The organism is Lacibacter sp. MH-610 (genome assembly GCF_045780045.1).
Taxonomy (GTDB): domain Bacteria; phylum Bacteroidota; class Bacteroidia; order Chitinophagales; family Chitinophagaceae; genus Lacibacter.
Genome location: NZ_CP116002.1, coordinates 2,857,239 through 2,878,642, shown reverse-complemented (window position 1 = coordinate 2,878,642; position 21,404 = coordinate 2,857,239). Strand labels below are relative to the sequence as shown.

19 protein-coding genes are annotated in these 21,404 nt (G+C 41.5%); 11 read left to right on the top strand and 8 right to left on the bottom strand.

The window, feature by feature from the left end:
- Nucleotides 1-116 precede the first annotated feature (116 nt).
- A complete protein-coding gene (locus PDL71_RS13285) occupies nt 117-293 on the top strand; it encodes a DUF6728 family protein (RefSeq protein ID WP_407521840.1) in 177 nt (58 codons plus the stop codon).
- 80 nt (nt 294-373) lie between these two features.
- Here the strand turns inward: PDL71_RS13285 and PDL71_RS13280 are convergent, their stop codons facing one another.
- On the bottom strand, nt 374-1,570 hold the full coding sequence (locus tag PDL71_RS13280) for a DUF4407 domain-containing protein (protein ID WP_407521838.1): 1,197 nt from the start codon (nt 1,568-1,570) through the stop codon (nt 374-376).
- 219 nt (nt 1,571-1,789) lie between these two features.
- Between PDL71_RS13280 and yidC the strand changes: the two genes are divergently transcribed.
- Both yidC and PDL71_RS13270 read left to right on the top strand, forming a co-directional pair.
- Nucleotides 1,790-3,652, top strand: coding sequence for a membrane protein insertase YidC (yidC, locus tag PDL71_RS13275; protein WP_407521836.1), 1,863 nt, complete (start codon nt 1,790-1,792; stop codon nt 3,650-3,652).
- Nucleotides 3,653-3,798: 146 nt separating this feature from the next.
- Nucleotides 3,799-4,488 carry a hypothetical protein gene (locus tag PDL71_RS13270; RefSeq protein WP_407521834.1) on the top strand — a complete coding sequence of 230 codons (690 nt, stop codon included), beginning with the start codon at nt 3,799-3,801 and terminating at the stop codon, nt 4,486-4,488.
- Between the two features lie 58 nt (nt 4,489-4,546).
- Here the strand turns inward: PDL71_RS13270 and PDL71_RS13265 are convergent, their stop codons facing one another.
- The gene (locus tag PDL71_RS13265; RefSeq protein ID WP_407521832.1) at nt 4,547-4,888 is read right to left on the bottom strand and encodes a hypothetical protein; all 342 of its coding nucleotides are present in this window, start codon (nt 4,886-4,888) and stop codon (nt 4,547-4,549) included.
- 168 nt (nt 4,889-5,056) lie between these two features.
- Between PDL71_RS13265 and PDL71_RS13260 the strand changes: the two genes are divergently transcribed.
- The 4 genes from PDL71_RS13260 to PDL71_RS13245 all read left to right on the top strand — a co-directional run bounded on the left by PDL71_RS13260 (nt 5,057) and on the right by PDL71_RS13245 (nt 8,641).
- Complete coding sequence (locus PDL71_RS13260) at nt 5,057-6,478, top strand: tetratricopeptide repeat protein (RefSeq protein WP_407521830.1); 1,422 nt, start codon at nt 5,057-5,059, stop codon at nt 6,476-6,478.
- Between the two features lie 92 nt (nt 6,479-6,570).
- Entirely contained in the window at nt 6,571-7,347 is a 777-nt protein-coding gene (locus tag PDL71_RS13255) for a phosphosulfolactate synthase (RefSeq protein ID WP_407521828.1), read from the top strand.
- Nucleotides 7,344-8,075 (top strand): shikimate dehydrogenase family protein, encoded by a 732-nt coding sequence (locus tag PDL71_RS13250; RefSeq protein ID WP_407521826.1) that lies wholly within the window; start codon nt 7,344-7,346, stop codon nt 8,073-8,075. The genes PDL71_RS13255 and PDL71_RS13250 overlap by 4 nt, the downstream gene beginning before the upstream one ends.
- A 53-nt stretch (nt 8,076-8,128) precedes the next feature.
- Nucleotides 8,129-8,641: a tetratricopeptide repeat protein gene (locus PDL71_RS13245; RefSeq protein WP_407521824.1), complete on the top strand. Its 513-nt coding sequence runs from the start codon at nt 8,129-8,131 to the stop codon at nt 8,639-8,641.
- A 3-nt stretch (nt 8,642-8,644) separates the two neighbouring features.
- Here the strand turns inward: PDL71_RS13245 and PDL71_RS13240 are convergent, their stop codons facing one another.
- From PDL71_RS13240 to PDL71_RS13220, 5 genes are read right to left on the bottom strand one after another with little or no spacing between them, the layout of a single operon-like run.
- Nucleotides 8,645-9,064, bottom strand: coding sequence for an acyl-CoA thioesterase (locus PDL71_RS13240; protein WP_407521822.1), 420 nt, complete (start codon nt 9,062-9,064; stop codon nt 8,645-8,647).
- 20 nt (nt 9,065-9,084) lie between these two features.
- Complete coding sequence (locus PDL71_RS13235) at nt 9,085-10,041, bottom strand: hypothetical protein (protein WP_407521820.1); 957 nt, start codon at nt 10,039-10,041, stop codon at nt 9,085-9,087.
- Between the two features lie 4 nt (nt 10,042-10,045).
- Nucleotides 10,046-10,585 carry an RNA polymerase sigma factor gene (locus PDL71_RS13230; protein ID WP_407521818.1) on the bottom strand — a complete coding sequence of 180 codons (540 nt, stop codon included), beginning with the start codon at nt 10,583-10,585 and terminating at the stop codon, nt 10,046-10,048.
- 7 nt (nt 10,586-10,592) lie between these two features.
- Nucleotides 10,593-11,180, bottom strand: coding sequence for an RdgB/HAM1 family non-canonical purine NTP pyrophosphatase (gene rdgB, locus PDL71_RS13225; protein WP_407521816.1), 588 nt, complete (start codon nt 11,178-11,180; stop codon nt 10,593-10,595).
- A gap of 1 nt (nt 11,181) precedes the next feature.
- A complete protein-coding gene (locus PDL71_RS13220; protein ID WP_407521813.1) occupies nt 11,182-11,709 on the bottom strand; it encodes a hypothetical protein in 528 nt (175 codons plus the stop codon).
- Between the two features lie 65 nt (nt 11,710-11,774).
- On the opposite strand from PDL71_RS13220, the gene PDL71_RS13215 reads away from it, so the two are divergent.
- A complete protein-coding gene (locus tag PDL71_RS13215; protein WP_407521811.1) occupies nt 11,775-12,839 on the top strand; it encodes a branched-chain amino acid aminotransferase in 1,065 nt (354 codons plus the stop codon).
- Between the two features lie 49 nt (nt 12,840-12,888).
- Here PDL71_RS13215 and PDL71_RS13210 read toward each other — a convergent pair whose 3' ends face one another.
- Nucleotides 12,889-17,691 carry a PKD domain-containing protein gene (locus PDL71_RS13210; RefSeq protein WP_407521809.1) on the bottom strand — a complete coding sequence of 1,601 codons (4,803 nt, stop codon included), beginning with the start codon at nt 17,689-17,691 and terminating at the stop codon, nt 12,889-12,891.
- A gap of 188 nt (nt 17,692-17,879) precedes the next feature.
- Here PDL71_RS13210 and rpsL point away from each other — a divergent pair, with 188 nt between their 5' ends.
- The 3 genes from rpsL to PDL71_RS13195 all read left to right on the top strand — a co-directional run bounded on the left by rpsL (nt 17,880) and on the right by PDL71_RS13195 (nt 21,387).
- Entirely contained in the window at nt 17,880-18,260 is a 381-nt protein-coding gene (gene rpsL, locus PDL71_RS13205) for a 30S ribosomal protein S12 (RefSeq protein ID WP_407521807.1), read from the top strand.
- A 36-nt stretch (nt 18,261-18,296) separates the two neighbouring features.
- Nucleotides 18,297-18,761, top strand: coding sequence for a 30S ribosomal protein S7 (gene rpsG / locus PDL71_RS13200; RefSeq protein ID WP_407521805.1), 465 nt, complete (start codon nt 18,297-18,299; stop codon nt 18,759-18,761).
- A gap of 166 nt (nt 18,762-18,927) precedes the next feature.
- Nucleotides 18,928-21,387: a DPP IV N-terminal domain-containing protein gene (locus PDL71_RS13195; RefSeq protein WP_407521803.1), complete on the top strand. Its 2,460-nt coding sequence runs from the start codon at nt 18,928-18,930 to the stop codon at nt 21,385-21,387.
- Nucleotides 21,388-21,404 lie beyond the last annotated feature (17 nt).

The following is a 21,404-nucleotide window of genomic DNA, read 5'->3' as shown; positions in this document are numbered from 1 at the left end:
TCGAATAAAATTTTTCAATATCGAATGTAAAACAACCTGCAACCCTTGCTTATGATTTAAATCATAACACTTTGAACTTTCTTTTAATTTTGATGTTAAATTCCAAAACGAGACTTATGGCCTTTTTACGACAGGTAGCTGAATATTTATATCTCAAAAAGCCCGATCCCAACAGGGAAAAAACCCAGTGGATGAAGTATATGCACGGCATTAACCGTATTTCCATTTTTGTATTCTTGTTTTGCCTCCTCGTGATGCTGGTGCGTTATGTAATACTGCCCTTATTTAAATGAGTAAGTGCTGTTTCGGGTAAGTTCATCTCACTTTACACCTTTATTCAATACAGTTTTCATTTGTGACCTGTAACTAAAGCTTAGTTTTCAGGCCGGCTGATCATCTGCTGTTTTACTTTGGACCAGAAGCCCTGCATGTTTTCATCGTTCCGCTTCCAGTCTTTGCCAAAGTGATTGAGTTTGTTCTTCTGTTCCTCTTTATTCATCCTGAAAAATTCTTCCATCGTTTCAGTATCATGCTGCATGGATAGTTTATTGTAGAGACGTTTCATGTCTTTTTCATAATCCATACTTTCTTCCAGCAACAGTTTTTCCATCTGTTCACGTTGCCGCACTTTTTCATCATACACTCCTGCGGGGAGCATGGTTTTGGCAATAACCGGCATCAGTTCAATAAGCATCAGGATAATGAGAATAAGATAATACCGGAACTGTAAGGCGCTGTTTTCTTTGAGCAGGTTATTCATTGCTTCAATACGGGTAAGAAAACCGGTGTTGAGATATTGCAAAAAATCTTTTTCCTGTTGTTTGATGGTGGCTTCCATCGTATTCAACTCCTCATCAATAGCTGTTATCCTTTGTTGATTGGTAGCAAGCAATGCTTTATACTCTTCATCCAGTTTTTGATACTCATTACGTTTGGCAATAGCTATATCTTTTATGCCCACTTTGCCGGTACCTCCGCTTCCGTCGGTTTCTGCTAAAAACTTGTCACGGGCTGCAGTTACATCCGCATATTTTGTATCCAATGACTTCTGCAGTGTAGTTTTTTCTTTCAGTAATTCATCTTTGCGGTTTTTGTACAAGGCATCGAGTTCTGTTCGTTTGGTGAGTTTCCTTTTTTCATTATCTAGACTTACCTGCATTTTTATTTCTTTATCAAACATGTAAAGAATGGCAGGCTGTGCCATAAAAGTGCCGATGGTTAATGCGAGTGCTCCACGAAAGAGCAGGGGTGTGATTTTGTTTTTATTAAACCGGTTGATGCCTTTTATCAAAGCACGGTCGATGGTTAAGATTACGAAGCCCATAAACAACCCGCTGCCGACGTACAGAAAAACATTATCAATAACGGTGGAGAAAAAATAAGTCCAGGCTAATGTGGCAAAAATCCAGGTTGCCAGAACCGTCATACCGACGATACGATAACGGTTGCGGTCTACCACACAATCTTTGATCAATTCTTTTTCAGCAGTTGAAAGCCACCACAGCAGTTCATCAGTTTGGTTGGGCACATACGCATCCTGTGCGTACATGGGAGCCGTTTGTACACTCATTGAAAAGGTTTTAAAATGTTTAGCGTGATTAAAGCAGGAACAGAACAGGTTGGAACAAAAGCTGAAACGGATACTCAAATGTAATTATTGCAAAAGAAATGATAAAGGAAGCCTGAAACAGATTATCGTTAGTACATGTTTTATCCCTGTTTACGACTATTGGCTACCGGCTTTCAACTTCTCCCCAAATCCCTACCTTTGCGGCTCAAATTTTAAGACATGAATTTTGACCGGAATACGATTATTGGTTTTGTGCTGATGATGGTGCTTTTGTTTGGGTATATTTTTGTTACCAACCGCCAGCAGGCATCGCTGCAAAAAGAAAAAAAGCAGGTGGCAGATTCTATAGCTGCTGTGCAGGTGGCTAAAAAGAAAGCGGCAGATACGGTTGCTCAGCGAAAAGATTCCGTTCAGCAGGAAGCTACAGCCAATCAACAGCAGGCAGGTGGTTTTACCGGTGCTGCTGCCGAGCAAATAACCGTTGTAGAGAATGAACTGATGAAAGTGGGTTTTACGAATAAGGGTGGTTATCCCAAATATGTAGAACTCAAAAACTTTAAAAAATACGACAGTACCCCGGTAGTACTGGGTGGCAACGGTCACAGCATCAGTTATTCTGTAAACACCGGCAATAATCAATCTGCTGAAACAAGGCAGCTCAGCTTTACTGCTTCTCCGGTTGAAAAGAAAGGAGAGGAGCAGGTAATCCGCTTTACGGCTGCTGATTCAACCGGCAAAAGCATTGAACATATTTTCACCCTTAAAAACAATGATTATCTCATTCAGTGGGATGTTCAGTTAAAAGGGGCCGGTCAATTGCTTACACAGGGACTGCTGAATATCAACTGGGATATTGTAACCCATCAGCAGGAGCGTGATCTCAAATATGAAAAAGGGCAAAGTAATATCGCTTATAATGAAGAAGGTTCTTATGATTTTTCTGCAGCCGGTACTGGCGACAGTAAAAAGCTGGGTGATAAAACCAAGTGGATCGGTGTAAAGCAGCAGTTCTTTAATACCTCATTAATTGCAGGTAATACCATGTCGTCTGCTGATGTAGACTGGAAAGTTCCTACTGCTGAAGAAGATTCTTTAAAACAGGTATTAACGGCCAACAGCACCTTACGTTTTAATTTATCCGGTGCCTCCGAAGCAAAATTGCCTCTGCAGTTGTATTTCGGTCCTAATGACTATCATATTCTAAAAAAGTACGAAATCGGTTTGCAGGGTCATGTGCAGTTAGGGTACGGTATTTTTGCATTTGTAAAATACATCAACCGGTTTGTGGTAATGCCCGTGTTTGACTTTTTCAGCAAATACATTACCAGCATTGGTATTGTAATTATGTTGCTCACTTTCTTCATCCGTCTTATCATTTCGCCACTTACTTACAGCAGCTATCTAAGCGGTGCCAAAATGCGGGTGCTGCGTCCGGATATTGAAGAGCTTAAGAAGAAATTCGGAAATGATCAACAGGCCATGAGTATGGAACAGATGAAGCTCTTCCGCCAGGCAGGTGTTAATCCACTCGGCGGCTGTATTCCTGCCTTACTGCAAATTCCTATCTTCTTTGCACTATACAGTTTCTTTAATGCCAATATTGCACTGCGAGGAGAAAACTTCCTTTGGGCGCATGATCTCTCAGCTTATGACAGCATTGCACATTTGCCCTTCAGCATTCCTTTTTACGGCGACCATGTGAGTTTGTTTACCATTACTGCTACCATTACCAGTTTTCTTATTTCTGTGTATAACATGCAAACAACGCCTACACAGGATAACCCGGTAATGAAATACATGATTTACTTTTTCCCCATCATGTTGCTGTTTATTTTTAACAGCTTACCCAGCGCCTTAACCTGGTATTATACCGTTTCCAATATTGTAACACTGGGTTTACAGTTCTTTATTCAGAAGTTTATCATCAGCGATGAGAAAATTCACGCTAAAATCCAGGAAAACAAAAAGAAACCGGTAACCAAGAGCAAGTGGCAGGAAAAACTGGAGCAGATTCAGTCATCAAACCAGCAAACGGCTCAAAAGGTAAAGGATATGCAAAACAAATCGAAAGGAAGTAAATAAGCCTTTTACAATCTATAGCAAACGCTCACCAAAAGGTGAGTGTTTTTGTTTTCTTTAACAGCTTGTGAAATAAATACTGCAGTGCAACCAGCATACTATTTTTTATATCTTTACTCTGTTCGGTTGAAAGCATCGAACCAAAAAATATGTTTCAATTAAAATCAAATAAAGAGTCCATGCGGTTCCTGGTATCTTTCTCATTGTTAATACTGGTGTCTTTTCCCGGTTTTGCTCAAAAGCAATACAACGAAGGGGTGGTGCAGTACAATATTGTGGTAGTAACCGGCAGCAAAGAAGCGCAAACGGCCGACTTCCTGGATGGCGCAACATTGAAAATGTTTTTCAAAAACCAGTTGCTCAAAACAGAGCTGAAAAGTATTTTAGGTTCTACTACTGTTTTACATGATTCCCGCAGCGGTAATGCTACCCAGATGAATGATTATGGAGAAGACAAAGTATTGATCCGAATGACAAAAGCGGAGTATGAGGATGCCAATCAAAAGTTCTCAGGAATCAAATATGATTTTAAGAATGATACCAAAAAAATTCTTGGATATAACTGTAAACTGGCGCTCATTACTTTAAAAGACGGAAGTACGTTTAAAGTGTTTTATACTTCTGACTTCAGTTTTCAGAATAAAAACTACGGTCCGCAGTTTGCCGGTTTGCCGGGAGTTCCGCTTGAATACGAAGCCACATTGGGCGATATGAAAATTACTTACATCGCTGATAAAATCAATTTCGACCCCATCAGCGCTGCTTTGTTTGATTTGCCAAAAGGAGGCTACCGTGAAATGAGTTATCAAGAGAATAAAAAACTTCAGAAAAAGAATTAAGCAAATAAAGAAATAAATGACAACAAATATAAAGCCGTCTTTAAAGACGGCTTTCATTTTATTTTAAAGGCTTTTCAGGAGTTTTAAACTTATTGTAGAACGGCCTTGTTTTGTAGGGTAATACATACAGATTGTTTCCTTTCTGAAAGCGGATTGCCTGATTGTTATTGAGCATCAGGTTTGTTTTGCCCGATTTATTGGCATTGGTGTTAAAGGTAAAACCACCACGGAAATGAAAACCATTACCAAGTGTAAGAGATGATTTGCCGGGTGTCATTTTAACGCCGCCCTTTTCCTGGTTCTTATTTTCGCCTCCGGAAAAATGAGTTGCGGAGGATGCTATGTTTACCAACACAAAACACAGCACAGCTGCAAAGCTGATACGTTTGGTTGTTCTCATATAACCAGTTTTTTTGTGCATGATGTACAAATTTAACAATTAATATTCCGGCAGTACAAACCGCCTGTCATATTATTCTCATAATATTAACGTATGTTGATAACTAAATGTTACATGGCTGTTGTACTTTTTATTGAAATGAGATTATCTTAGGAAAACCTCTACCACATGCAAAAGAACCCTTCACGCTCCAACAATGATGAAATGCGGGAACTGCTCCGCCAGTTTGATAACCTTAAAAACGGCCGTTCGCATTCATTTATCGAGGAGGAGAGTTTTGAAAGGTTGATTAATTACTTTGATGAGCGGGAGGATCTGGCCTCAGCCATACAGGCGGCGGAACTGGGCATTGAAATTTATCCTTACTCTTCTTTACTGCTCATAAAAAAAGCTGATTTACTGCTGGCATCACGTCAATACAGGGCAGCCCTGCAATTGCTTGAAAAAGCTGAACTACTGGACAGCCTGGATATTAATCTCTTCATCCTCAAAACAGATGCTTACCTGGCGCTGGATGAACAGGAAAAAGCCATTCAGCTCCTGGAAGATGCCCTGGAGTTGTTCCAGGGTGAAGAACGTATTGAGTTACTGTTTGAACTGGCCGATGTATACGATGACTACGAGGAGTTTGAGAAAGTGTTTGAATGCCTCAAATTGATTCTGGAAGAAGATCCTATGAATGAAGAGGCCTTATATAAAATTTGTTTCTGGACCGATTTTACAGGTAGGAATGAAGAGTCTATTAAACTCCATCAAAACATCATCAATGAATATCCATACAGTGAACTGGCCTGGTTTAACCTGGGAGCAGCCTACCAGGGATTAAAGCTGTATGAAAAATCCATTGATGCTTACATGTATTGCATAGCCATTGATGAAAAGTTTGATTATGCGTACCGTAATATGGGCGATGCTTATATACGCATGCGTAAGTACAAAGAGGCGATTGAAATGCTGGAGAAAGTGTTGGAATTAAGCCGGCCGGAGGAAGTGATTCATGAAGCTATCGGTTATTGTTTTGATCGGTTAGGTCAATATGCACAGGCCCGTTTTCATTACCGTAAAGCATCACATCTTAATGCAGACGATGCCCGTTATCATTACAAAATAGCCTGTACCTACATCAACGAAGCACAATATGAAACAGGCATTAAGCATTTGCACATGGCTTTAAAGGCTAACCGAATGCACCCGGAGTATAATTTAACCATGGGCATTGCCTTAGTAGAATTAAAACAGTTTGAAACAGCTATCGAACATTTTGCCAATGTTATAAAAGCTCGCCCTAAAAGTGTAAAGGGCTGGAGTTCCATGCTGGACTGTATGCTGCAGGCGGATTTACTGGACCACGCTGATGAATATGCCCAGGCTGCCTACGAAGCCACAGCAGGCAAGCCTCTTTTCATTTTTTACCGTGCTGCCATCGCCTTTGCTACCGGTAAAACCAAGCAGGGTTTGCTCTATCTTGAAAGCGGTATGAGTAAAGCGCCTAAACTCATTAAAAACCTCATCACCATCAATCCCAAGTTGCTGCAGCATCCGCAGGTAGTGGATATAATTGCCCGGTATAAAAAGTCCAGGTCTATCTGAACCGAAAGCCAAGGCTGACGGATATCAATCCTGTAAAGAATTGCAGTTCATCTGTGGTTCCTTATTTTTGCGCAGTTTCAAAAAAATGATACATGAACTTTAATTTATCTCAAATACCGGATCGGCTTACAAAACCCCGCAGCTTTGGAATTACCATGGTGATGGATAAAGGGTTGAGCCTGGAAGAAGCAAAGAATTTCTTAAGCGCCTCAGGTCCGCATGTGGATGTAGTGAAGCTGGGCTTTGGTACTTCATTTGTTACACCTAACCTGCGTGAAAAAATTGAGTTGTATAAATCTTATGGCTTGCCCGTTTATTTTGGCGGAACGCTGTTTGAAGCCTTCTTGATCCGCAACCAGTTTGAAGATTATATAGCTGTTTGTAAAGATTATGGCATTGACTGGATGGAAGTAAGTGATGGCTCCATCACCATTCCTCATGCTGAAAAATGCGGCTATATTGAAAAATTAACGAAGTACGGTACGGTGCTGAGCGAAGTGGGAAGTAAAGATGCTGCTCATATTATACCTCCTTACAAATGGATTGAACTGATGAAAGCTGAACTGGAAGCCGGTTCCAGCTATGTAATTGCAGAAGCAAGAGAAGCCGGAAACGTTGGTATTTACCGTGGAAGCGGAGAAGTGCGTGAAGGCCTTGTACAGGAAATTCTTACCCAGATTCCGGAGCAGAAAATTATCTGGGAAGCTCCTCAAAAAGCACAGGCTTTGTACTTTATTGAATTAATCGGTTGTAATGTAAACCTGGGTAATATTGCTCCTCATGAAGTAATTGCATTGGAAGCCATGCGTATTGGTTTAAGGGGCGATACTTTTCACCTGTTCCTCGATAAAAAGGAAAATAGTAAATGAACCTTTACGGATTGATAGGTTATCCGCTGTCGCACTCGTTCTCTAAAAAATACTTTACTGAAAAATTTGAGAGAGAAGGAATTGCTGATACGGTCTATGAATTATTTGCCATTGAGCAGATAGAATTATTACCGGGCGTATTAGCAGCAAATCCTCAACTCCGGGGTTTGAATGTAACCATTCCTTATAAAGAGCAGGTATTGCCTTATCTCACATCACTATCACCGGCCGTACAGCAAATAGGTGCCTGTAACTGTATCCGCATTATTAGAGAAGAGTTAACAGGTTTTAATACTGACGTCATCGGTTTTGAGCAATCCTTATTACCCCATCTTAAAACTCATCATACCCAAGCATTAGTGCTTGGTACCGGAGGTGCGGCTAAAGCAGTGTTATGGGTGTTGAAAAAAAATAATATTCAGGCACAAACAGTTTCGAGGGCAGGTACAGCAGGAGCTTTGCGTTATGAAGATTTGGATGTGTCTGTAATAGCAGCGCATACACTTATTATCAACACCACACCACTGGGAATGCAACCGAATGTGAACAGCCTTCCATCCTTACCATATGCTGCCATCAGTAATCGACACCTTTGTTACGACCTGGTGTACAACCCTGAAAAAACAGCTTTTTTATCGGCTGCAGAACAACAGGGAGCAGCGGTTAAAAACGGGTTGGAAATGCTGGTGCTGCAGGCAGAAGCAGCCTGGCGCATCTGGAATGAATGATTTTGCTGATCATAACCAAGCTGCATATGAAACCTATGATCTAAATTTATCAAATGAAACAGTTATTTCTGTTACTTGTTTTTTTTACAGCAGTTGCGTTGCATACACATGCGCAATCAGAAACGGAATTGTACAATAAGGCATTGGCTTTGAAAAAAGAACGCAAGTGTGTGGAAGCTATTCCGGTATTATTAAAAGTATTAGAGCTAAACCCCGCAAACAGTAAAGCATTGAGCGATCTTGGCTGGTGCTATAATGAGAAAAAGGAATTTGATAAAGCCATTCCTCATTTGCAGAAAGCAATCCTTGCTGATTCCTCTAATGCCCTTGCTTACGCCGAAATCGGTTATTCTTATTACTCAACCCAGCAATATGGAGTTGCCATCGGCAATTTAAATATTGCCAACCATCTGAACCCAAAAGCGGAGACAACCTTGTTTTACCTGGGTCTTTGTTTTGTACGTGTTAACAGCAAAGCAGAAGCAGTAAAAAAATACAATGAACTGGCACTTATGAACAGCAGCTATGCCGGTAAATTACTGGACGAAATAAAAGCGATGAAGTAGCAATTATTGACTTAATTTTTCTCTTACTTCCTGCGGCACCTGTGCTAATTTCTTTTTTTCATAGTCATAACAAACCATTCCTGTTTTAGCAAGTACAGCTGCTTTGCCATTAGTTTCAAGCTTGTAATACAGATCAAAACCGATGGATGTAAAATCAACAGTAGTTACAAACGCTGTAATAACATCACCGTAAAAAATTTCCTTTTTAAACTCAATACCTGCATCGCTCATAATCAATCCTACGCCTCCGCAATTCAGCTCACTGAAACCTTTGGCCGCTAAAAACTGAACCCTTGCTTCATGAATAAGTCCAAGAACAGCGTCGTTGCCAACATGGTTGCCGTAATTGATATCAGAAATACGAATGGGAATTTGGGTTTGAAATGAAAATGCTGAAGGCAGCTGCAGTTTAATCCGGCTCATATCAATAGCAGTTAATGTCTTTATTTTTCAGTGGTTGCAGAAAGTATTCCCGGGTCGGGGATGATTCCTGAAATGGCAGTGGCCATCCGTTGCTGTAAACGTTTTATTTTGTCTTCGCAGTCTTTTAATTGCAGTGCGGTAACAGCATCCACAGGAACTTCTGTGTTTTTAGCACAATCCATTGTACTCAGCTTTTTGGATACTCGGATAAGATCTCCTTTTTCGTCCAGTACCAACAGATAGTTTGTTTCAGTAAAACTGCTTGTTTTAGCAATAGGTGCTTCATGAGCAGCCCATTGATCATTGGTTATAGTTTTAAATCGATTCTTTCTTTTTGCAACTGTGGCAACTGTTTGTTTTGCCGCTAACGGCTGAGAGGAGCTTACATCTGTAATTGGAGCAGGTGTTTCAACAGTTGCTTCCTGATTTGTTTTATTTTGATCGGTAACAGCCGGTACTGTTGCAACGACACCATCTGTACTTGTACGATTTGAAAACAATTGAAAAGCGCCCCATGCAATCAATCCTGTAATAACCGCAGCGGCTGCCAGGCGGTACCATTGACGGTTTGACCTTTGAATAGAAATTACCTTGCCTTGTTGCGGAAGCTGTTCTTCAATATGCGACCATGCAGCAACAGGGGGTGTAACCGTAGCTTGTTGTAATTGTTTTGCCCATACTTCATTTTCTGCTTCATCCAGCCGGTTTTCAAGTTGTTCCCATTCAAGCGAAGGAGGAGTTATTTCTGCCCGTTGAAGCAGCGATGCCAGAACAGCATCTTCTTTTTGCTCGTTCAGTTCCTGTTCAATGCGGTTCCAGTGCTTATCTGCAGGAAGTATTTCAATGGCGTTCAGTTTGGTTTTATAAGGTTCGTCTGCGGCAGCTTCATCCAGCCATACAGCAATCTGGTCCCACACCCCGGCCGGGGCAGGCACTGCTGCTGCTAATAATTTTTGCTGGAGCTGTTCGTCGTACATACTGTTATTTCAATGCTTTTACTTTTTCCTGCAGAATCATCCGGGCTCTTGCCAGTTGGGATTTACTGGTGCCTTCGCTAATATTCATGATCTCTGCAATTTCTTTATGCCCATAACCTTCAATCACATACATGTTAAATACAGTGCGGTAGCCGGGAGAAAGTTCACTTACAATCTTGAGTAAATCTTTTTCACTTAAATTATCAACAGCCCCCGGAGCTTTAAACTCAATCTGTTCTTCTTTATCAGCAGTTGAAAAGTTGAGTTTCTTTTTACGGAGTTGTTCAATGGCGGTGTTGGCAAATATGCGGCGCAGCCAACCCTCAAAACTTCCTTCGCCCCGGAACTTGTCAAGGTTTTTGTAAACCTTTATAAATCCGTCCTGTAAAATATCGCTGGCATCATCACCATTGCCCATGTAACGGATGCAAACGGCATACATTTTAGCGGCATACTTATCATACAACTGTTTTTGAGCACGCCGCTCACCGGCAAGGCAATCCCTGATTAAGTCGGCATCTTCTATTGATTGGTTGCTTAACATGATCTTTTTAAGGAGTAATTGTTTTTTGAAGATAATCTATCATCTTGAAAAGTGCTTTTTTCCGGTGGCTGAAACGGTTTTTCTCTTCCAGACCCATTTCAGCAAATGTAAGTGTACTGCCTTCAGGAACAAATACGGGGTCATATCCAAACCCTTCGGTACCTCTGGGGCTCAAAGTGATTTGCCCCTTACAGATTCCTTCAAATAAATGCGTTTCTCCGTTCAGCACTAATGTCATTACCGTTCTGAACTGTGCCTTTCTGTTTGTTTCTCCGTTCAGTTCGTTGAGTAATTTCTCCATATTACGCAGATCATTACGGGGCTCTCCGGCAAAGCGGGCACTATGCACACCCGGTGCGCCTTTCAGAACTTCCGTTTCAAGCCCTGTATCTTCTGCAAAACAATCTTTACCGGTAAGTGAGTAGATAGTGAATGCTTTATGACGGGAATTTTCTTCGAGTGTAAAAAAAGGCTCCGGAATCTCCTGTTCAATACCGGCTTCCTTTAAAGTAATTACTTCAAAATAGCCGGGCAAAAGAGATTGAATCTCCCTTGCTTTGTTTGGATTGGATGTAGCTAAAATGAGTGGGTGCATATCAGAGGGAAAAAATGGCTTTCAGTGCCAGCCATAGTTTAGTTTTTTTGGCTTTATCGTTTCTAAGGTCCTCTAAGCGGTCGCTCAGGAAATATTGCTTTTTAGCATGCGGATAAATAATATATTCATCCAGTTTAAATGGCAATGACTGGTATTCAATGCCGCAAAGCAGTACTACAGATGGTTTTAATGCATCAGTTATTTCATGAATAGAATGAGTGTTATGCGCCAGGTTCACCAATGCAATATCATCCATATTCATTTTACAAGCCGTAAGTATCTGGGATAGAAATTCAAAATCAGCATCATCTAAAAAGGCCTGGCCGGGTTCATCTACAACCCAAAGAATCCCTTTCTTGTTTTTGCCTTTGATGTTGATGGAAGGTTTAGACTTCGCTTTCATTACCGGTTCAGCAGCAATGGCAGGTTTAGCCGCTGCGGGTTCACTCATTGGTTCTGTTACCACCAGCTTGTCTTTATACAGCTCGGCCAATTGTGTATGTGAAAATGCAAGTCCGTTCAGTTCCATCCGTTTATAAATTACATAGTTAACAGTTGGTAGTATTTTCGTTTCTTTGCCAAAAATAACGAAGTATGATGACTACGGCAGAGATAACCATTACCAAGGCAGAGACCAGTAAATTAAAAGATCTGAACCTGGAGAATATTCCCTTCGGTAAATACTTTTCAGATCATATGCTGGAAGCGGATTATGAAAACGGAGAATGGAAGAATGTTGAAATCAAACCTTATCAACCTTTATTGATTGCGCCTTCCAATGCAGCCTGGCATTATGGTCAAAGTATTTTTGAAGGCATCAAAGCATTTAAACATGAAAACGGAGATGCTTTTATCTTCCGTCCGCATGATAATTATAAGCGTTTTAATATTTCGGCAGAGCGTATGCAGATGCCGCAGGTGCCTGAAGAAATTTTTATGGAAGGCATGCGCAAATTGATTGAGCTTGATAAAAGCTGGATCCCTTCCCGTAAAGATCATTCACTCTATATCCGTCCGTTTATGTTTGCAACGGATGAAGTAATTGGTGTGCGCCCCAGTGAAAAATATAAGTTCATGGTCATCCTGAGTCCAACCGGACCTTATTATACAGCACCCATGCGTATTTATGTAGAGGAGCAATATGTACGTGCTGTGCCCGGTGGTGTTGGTTATGCAAAAGCTGCCGGTAACTATGCCGGAGCAATGAAAGCTACAGTAGAAGCAAAAGCAAAAGGATATGACCAGGTGTTGTGGACAGATGCCCTGCATCACAAATACCTGCAGGAATTCGGTGTGATGAATGGTTTTGTAATTATAGGTAACACCGCAATCACTCCTGATTTAAATGAAGGAACCATTCTTGCAGGTGTTACAAGAGACAGCGTTATGAAATTGCTGGCCGAACAGGGATTGAAAGTAGAAGAAAGAGCCATCAGTATTGATGAAGTGATTGATGCTTATAAAGCCGGTAATCTTAAAGAAGTTTTCGGAACCGGTACCGCAGCCACTATTTCTACCATTAAAGAATTAAGGTATAAAGATTTTCAAATGTTTTTTGATACGGAAAACTTTGCCATTTCTACAGAAGTGAAACGCAGACTTACTGCTATCCGTGAAGGCAAAGAAGCTGATGACTACGAGTGGTTGTATCGCATTTAACAACATTAACTGAAAACGGCTCGTAAGAGCCGTTTTTTATTTTAAAGTATTACCGTATTAAGATGACTGAGCCATTCACCGGAATGATTCCTCCTTCACCACAAATAACCTGTGCGGCATAAGTGTACAGACCGGGTGCTGCTTCCACACCATTTATTTTTCCATCCCATCCCAGCAAAGGATTATTGGCATCAAAATATGTTTTTTCAAAAACAAGGTTCCCCCAACGGTTATAAATCCGGAGGAATACAATTAATTGCAACCCTCTGCCTAAAATAGTGAAACGGTCATTTCTGCCATTGGCATCAGGCGTAAAGGCATTGGGAACAAAAATGTTTTCTTTACTGCAGGTAACAGTTACTTTAATAAAACGGTTGATTTCACATCCTCCTGCATTAACAGCACGAACTCTGTAAGAGGTAGTACGCTCCGGCCAGGCAAATGGTGTGATACAATTGGTGCAGGAAAGATTATAATTCGTGAGCCATGTAAAATTAGTTACATCAGCTGAAGCACGAGGGTTGAGCAGGATGGTATCACCTGCACGCATGGTGGTATCTCTTAAACCAATTGTTGGATAATTGTAAACCACAACCGGTACAAATGCAGTATCACGAAAACAGTTTAAACTATCTGAACCAATTACCTGATACACAGTTGTTGCTGTTGGTGTTGCAATAGTAGAAGGTGTATTCGTACTTGTAAGTTGTGATGGCGGCGACCATGTATATAATTCTGCACCACTTACCTGCATACGATAGGAATCTCCAATGCAAATGGTATCACCGGGAGATGCTGTAATTGTAAATGGCTGCTTTACACGTACAATCACACTGTCACGGCTACTGCATCCAAACGGTGATGTACCGGTTACGGTGTATTGAATTGTGTTAACAGGACTTGCTTGCGGGCTTGCACAATTGGTACAACTCAGGTTGGTAGCCGGAGACCATGTGTAAGAAGCTCCTCCTGAAGGATTGAGTGTTGCAAAACTTCCCCGGCAAATAGTAGTGTCATTTCCGGCAAATACATTGGGCAAGGGGCGTGCAATGGCAATATCAGTAACGGTATCTCTGCAGCCGGAACTGTTTGTAAGAATTAATTCAATAAAAACAGTATCAGCTGTTGTGCGGTTAATTGCCGGTGGATTCTGAACATTGAAAATCTGCCCATCAATATTCCATCGCCAGGTAATGGCAGAGGTATCAGGATTCAACCAATTGCCACGTAACTGAAAACTGGCGGGGATACAACTACTCACTGCTCCTGTTATAGATGCAACCGGTGAGGCCACCACTTTTATAAGTGCGGTCTTGGTAATACTATTGGTACAACCTGAAAGAGTTGTGACTGTTAATGTAACATCAAAAGTTCCTGTTGTAGTATAACGATGTGCAGGGTTAACAGCAGTAGATGTATTACCATCGCCAAAGTTCCATAGATAGCCGGTGATTGCATCTGCAGTAATGGTTGAATCAGAAAACTGCACGGTTCCGCTGTCACAAAACAAAAACAGATCAGCCCCGAAATTGGGTCGGGAACCAAATGCTTTTACTGTATCAATTCCGTTAATGATACCGGTACAACCAAGTCTGTCTCTGATAACAACTTTTGGTACATAAAAGCCTGCCTGGTAAATATGCGTTCGGTTAGAATCGGTTGTTGTAAGGGTGGTGCCATCACCATAATCCCAGGTATATTCTAAGGGGATATCTGTTCTTGTTTGCAGATTCATAGTAAGCGGAGCACAACCACTAAGCGGATTGTAAGTAAGAGTGCCCGTGTCTCTTGCCATGATCATATTTTTAAAAGCACTATCTGTACAGCCACCCGGAGAAGTTACAATAAGCCTCACCCTGTATTGACCGGGCACCACATAAAAATTCGTTGGGTTAGCAGCAGTAGAGGTATTGCCATCGCCAAAATTCCAGTTCCATGCATTTACAAACGTACTGGTGCTGGTAAAACCTGCTTCAAACGGTTGACAGATACTGGCGCTGTCATTTACTATAAATGCAGCAGCAGGATTATTAACACGGATTGTTTTGGTTACTGAATCCCGGCAGCCGATGGGTTCCGTAATAAAAAGTGTAACGGTGTAATTGCCGGTTGCAGCAAATGCATGACTGGTATTAGTTGCAGTGCTGGTGAATCCATCGCTGAACAACCAGTTATAACTATGCAAACCGGAACCACCGGTTGATTGATTGGTAAAGTTGATAACTGCACCGGGGCAGGAGAGTGTGTCGGATAAGTACGCAGCTCTTGGGTTGAGTATTTGTACAGAAGTAAAACGGAAGGTATCCACACATCCGGCAGCATCTGTAACCCATTGTGAAATGGCATAGAACCCTTCAGTTGTATAACGATACACAAAAGGATTAGCATTGCTGTTGATTACATCAGTGGGGGTCATATTCCACAATACACTGGTAAGCGGATTCACACCATCTCCTGTGGCTGTATTAGTAAATGAAATATCGGTGTTGATACAGTTTTCAGGTCTTGGTACTATAAAACCCGCTGTAGGACCGTTGATGCGGATGTAATTGTTCTTTGTAACACTGGTAACACAGGTATTGATATCGGTTACAGTGAGCGTAACATTATAGTTTCCTGAATTTGTATAAGTGTGTACAGGGTTTTCAAGCGTTGATGTATTACCATCGCCAAAATTCCAGAGGTAGGATACAATGTTGGGAATTTCAGTAGAGTTATTAAAGAACTGAATCGGTTCATATTTTCTGCAGGCTACTCTTTTATCAGATGTAAAGTCAGGAACCGCATCCAGCAAACGGATGGTCCTGGTGATACTGTGAGAGCAAGCTCCGTTAAATACAGTTAGTGTTACTGTATAACTGCCAAGAGTAGCATAAGTGTGTACCGGGTTTTGTAAAGTGGAAGTATTGCCATCGCCAAAATTCCACAGCCAGGAAGTAGCACCTGTAGAAAGATCAGTAAACGTAACCTGCTGTTTATTTACAGTACAGTTTACGCCGTTGTTAAAACGGGCAATTGGGGGCAACACTCTAATGTACGCAAGCCTGGTTATACTATCAGGGCAACGGTTGTTAAATACAGTAAGCCTGATGGTAAAACGCCCGGTATCCTGGAAACTATGTGTTGGGTTTTGAAGGGTGGATGTATTTCCATCACCAAAATTCCATACCCATTCATTCGGGTTACCTGTTGAGAGATCATTAAACTGTACAGGTGCAAAAGCACAAACCGTTAACGGAAGTGCATTAAAATTGGCAGAAGGTCTTGTACCAACTCTTACAGCAGCAGGAATTAGTATAGAATCCAGACAACCGAGACGGGTAGTAACTCTTAGTTTAACAGTGTAGGTTCCTGAGTCATACACATTGCCGGGGTTTTGAAGAGTAGAAGTGTTGCCGTTTCCAAAATCCCAGAACCAGGAGGCAATCGAATCAACCGCTGTTGAATTGGCCGCAAAGTTTACAGCAAGAAGCCGGCAACCTTCTCTTGGTGAAATAATTGGGTTAAAAACCGGGCTTTGCAGTTTTACGAATGCTGTTTTGATGAGTGTATCAGTACAGCCCTGCGTATTGGTAACAATTAACCGAACGGTATAATCACCCAATGCATTATAAGTGTGTGTGGGATTCTGAAGGGTGGAACTGCCCCCATCACCAAAATCCCAGTTCCAACTGATAGCTCCTGTTGATTGGTCAACAAACGTAACCGTATGGGGTACCCGGCAGGAAATAGAATCGGGGCTGGTAAAACGGGCAACCGGTTTGGGATTGATGACGATGGTATGGGTTGTTGAATCAACACACCCGGTATAGGTGTTCACCAATCTCACAACATAGGTTCCGGGTGTGGTATAAGTCTTTACCGGGTTGATGAGGGTAGATGAAGTGGCATCTCCAAATGTCCACACAGAACTGATGGGCGGCGGGGTAGATTGATTTTGAAAAAGAATCTGTTCATTGGCACAGGCGGTATCGGGTGCATTAATAACGGTTTGCAGGTTGTTTAACTGAACCGCATTTGTTCTTACCAATGTGTCAATACATCCCTGCGAACTGGTGGCAATAAGTGTAACTGTAAAAGGTCCCGACGTAAGATAGTTGTGAGATGGATTTGTAGCCGTAGCGGTACCTCCATCACCAAAATTCCACTGATAGGTGATGGTACCGGGGCCGGAACTCAGATTCTGGAAATTGATTGTTTCCGGAGGCCGGCAGTTGACCGGTGTTGAAAAATTAAAATCAGCCCTTACACCCGGCGAAACGCTGATGTAGTTGGGTCTTACAATCGTTCTGCTGCAACCGGCACTGTTTACTACGGTGAGCGAAACGGCATAATTACCGCTGTTAAAATAGGTGTGTTGCGGATTTTGTAAAGTAGAAGTGTTCCCGTCGCCAAAGGACCAGGACCAGGACACAATAGTGCCGGAGCCGGGAGCACTTAAATCGCTGAACTGGGTACGGAGCGGAAAACATCCGGAATTGTTATTTACAGAAAAGTCAGGAACCGGGGGATTGCTGACGGTTATATAATTTGTTTTTGTAAGCGTTTGGGAACCGTTGGCATTGGTTACGGTAAGGATAACCGTATAAGTTCCGGGGTTGGTATAAATTGTAGAAGGGTTCTGTTGATTAGAAGTAACACCGTTCCCCAGATCCCATTGCCAGGAAATGGCGCCGGTGGATTGATCCGTAAAATTTACCAGTAATGGCGAGCAGCCGGAGAGGGGGGTGGCTGTAAAAGCAGGTACGGGCAATTGACCGAAAGCCAGAACTGATGTAAATAAAAACAGGGAAAAAAGGAAAATCCGCCTGGTAGGTGACGAAAAAATGTTTGCAGAGGCGGATAATTTCATAAAACAGAGTTGGTTCTTCTGATATTTGTGTAAAACTAACTGATTGTATAAAAAATTGTACCAATCAGAAGATTCTGTTGCTATTATTTTGATGCCCGCCTATTAAAAAACAAGAGAAAATAGGTGAAAGTTTTTGTTATTTTCTGTGAAGCTCCTACCTTTGCCGTCCAAAAATTAAAAGGTCACGAATGCCTACAATTCAGCAATTAGTAAGAAAAGGAAGAGAAATCATCAGGGCTAAGAGTAAATCCCGTGCGTTGGATAGCTGCCCGTTCCGCCGTGGTGTATGTACCCGTGTGTACACTACCACGCCTAAAAAACCAAACTCAGCGCTTCGTAAAGTAGCTAAGGTTCGTTTAACCAATAAAGTAGAGGTGATTGCCTATATCCCCGGAGAAGGTCATAACCTCCAGGAGCACTCAATCGTATTGGTACGTGGCGGTCGTGTAAAAGATCTTCCCGGTGTTCGTTACCATATTGTTCGTGGTTCTTTGGATACTGCCGGTGTAAAAGACCGCAAGAAGAGCCGTTCTAAATACGGAACAAAGAAAGAAAAAGCTAAAAAATAACCCCAACCCCCGGTAGGGGTGATAAAAAGTAAATAAATGAGGAAGTCGAAACCTAAAAAGATTGCGCTGGCTCCGGATCCAAAGTTTAACGATGTGATGGTGAGCCGTTTTGTAAACAACCTGATGTGGCAGGGCAAGAAAAGCACTGCTTTCACTATCTTCTACGATGCAGTAGAAAAAGTGGCCAAGCAAACAGGTGAAAATGGATATGAAGTTTGGAAAAAAGCCATCGTTAATGTAACGCCTGCTGTAGAAGTACGCAGCCGTCGTATTGGTGGTGCTACTTTCCAGATTCCTACCGAGGTTCGTGCAGAGCGTAAGCTTTCTTTGAGCATGAAATGGTTGATTCGTTACAGCCGTGAGCGTAATGGTCGCAGCATGGCCGATAAATTAGCGAATGAAATTGTAGCAGCAAGTAAAGGTGAAGGTGGTGCTTTCAAAAAGAAAGAAGATACACACCGTATGGCTGAAGCAAACAAGGCTTTTGCTCACTTCAGATAAGAAACAGATTCTTGCAATATAATAGTCCCTCTGTGCAAACAGGGGGATTTTTGTTTTTCTGCCGTTCCTGTAAATCCTCCACATTTTCTTTAGTGTTATATAGCACTCCTTATCTTTAAGCGGTAAGTTCAATTCCCTGAATCAGATTGTATAAAAACATTGAAGCATGAGAAAAACTCTTTCAGCACTGTTGGTGCTATTATCATTTTCAGTTACAGCACAGCAAAAAGGCAATTATGCATTAGCCGGTCGTTTTTCACCGGATAAGGTAAGCAAGATGTTGTTCAGCACCAATGTGGATCCGCATTGGTTAAAACTGAGTGATCGGTTTTGGTATGTGTATGAAACCCGTGAAGGTAAGTTTTGGTATATCGTGGATGCTGTGAAAGGCTCAAAACAAAAATTATTTGACAATGCCAGGCTTGCAGCAGAGATTACGAAGATTGTGAAGGATCCTTTTGATGCACAGCATCTGCCTATTGAAAAACTCAAGTTCATCAAAGATGAAAACAGTATTCAGTTTGAAATCAAGAGTACTGTGGATGAAGTAAAAAAAGATACCACCAAGAAAGCAGCAGGTGCTCCGGCAGCCAAGCCTGAGAAGAAAGTATTTTATTTTGAATACAATCTCATCAGCGGTGTATTAACGGAGCTGAAAGATTTTCAAAAGCCAAAAGACAGAATGAGCTGGGCTTCTTTTTCACCTGATCAACGATATATCATCTTTTCAAAAAAGCACAACCTGTACTGGATGGATAGTGCTAATTATCGTAAAGCACAAATCAAAGAAGAAGACAGTACCATCGTAGAACATCAACTTACAACGGATGGTGTTGAGAACTACAGTTATGGCGGCGGTGGTAATGAAACCAATGTAGAAAAAGAACGCAACAAGGATAAACGTAAGCCAGCTTTCGTTCTTTGGTCGCCGGATGGTAAGTATTTCAGCATTGTACGTTCCGACAACAGAAAAGTAAAAGACCTCTGGGTGATCAATAACATTGCTGATCCACGCCCCACTTTAGAGACCTATAAATATCAAATGCCCGGTGAAAAAGAAGCACCTGTGCGTGAGTTGTATGTATTCAACTTTGAAGCAAAGACCAACAAAAAAATTCGCCTGTCAAGATTTAAAGATCAGGAAGTAGGATTGTGGCCGGCACCACCATTGCAAAAAAACAGGGATGATGAAAACCGTGCTTCCATTTGGCTGGGAACCAATGATAAATTTTATCTCAACATCACAAGCCGTGATTTAAAACGTATTGATATCTGTGAAGTAAATATAGCAGGTGATACAGCAGTGAATGTGATTGAAGAGCGCATGAATACTTATATTGAAACAAGACGTTTAGGATTGGTAAACGGCGGAAAAGAATTGATTCAATGGAGTGAGCGTGATGGCTGGGCCCATTTTTATTTGTATGATGAAAAAGGCAATTTGAAAAATCAAATTACGAGTGGTGCGTTTCATTGTGAGGATATTGAAAGCATTGATGCCAAAAACAGAGTGCTTTATTTTACTGCCAATGGCAGAGAACCCAACCTGGATCCTTATTACTTAAATCTCTATCGTGTAAACTTTGATGGCAGCGGTTTAAAATTATTAACCCGAGCTGAGTATGAAAATGCTGCCAGCATGGATGATAACAGTCGCTTTTTTGTAACTACTTTTTCCCGGGTGAATACTGCACCTGTATCTGTATTGCAGGATAATACCGGTAAGGTAATTATGGAATTGGAAAAAACAGATATGAGTGGATTGATGGAAGCAGGCTATAAATTTCCCGAACCCTTTAAAGTAAAAGCTGCTGATGGCATTACTGATTTGTATGGTGTGATGTACAAGCCATTCAACTTTGACAGTACTAAAAAGTATCCCATCATCACCTATGTATATCCCGGGCCACAAACAGAATCAGTAAACAAAGCTTTTGGAAGAGGCATGGACCGTATTGACCGTTTGGCACAATTGGGATTTGTAGTAATTACAGTGGGCAACAGGGGTGGACATCCATCACGCAGCAAATGGTATCACAATTATGGCTATGGTAATTTGCGTGATTACGGCTTAGCTGATAAAAAAGCTGCCATTGAGCAACTGAGTTATCGTTACTCATTTATTGATGTAAACAAAGTAGGTATTCATGGTCATAGCGGTGGTGGTTTTATGAGCACCGCTGCCTTGCTGGTATATCCTGACTTTTTTAAAGTAGCAGTGAGCAGTGCCGGTAATCATGAAAACAATATTTACAACAGATGGTGGAGTGAAAAACATCATGGTGTAAAAGAACAGGTGAGTGATAAAGGTGATACCAGTTTTATCTATGCCATTGAAAAGAATTCTGAGCTGGCAAAAAACCTCAAAGGTCGTTTAATGCTGAGTCATGGTGATATTGATAACAATGTGCATCCGGCTAATACACTTCGTATGGCGAATGCTTTGATTAAAGCCAACAAGCGTTTTGAATTAGTGGTACTGCCGGGTCAGCGTCATGGCTATGGAAACATGACGGAATATTTCTACTGGAAAATGGCTGATTATTTCTGCAGGTATTTGCTGGGCGATGATTCACAGCCGGTGGATATTGAGGAGATGAACCGGGAAATTGAACGGGAGAATTAGCATAATCGAAATGTTTG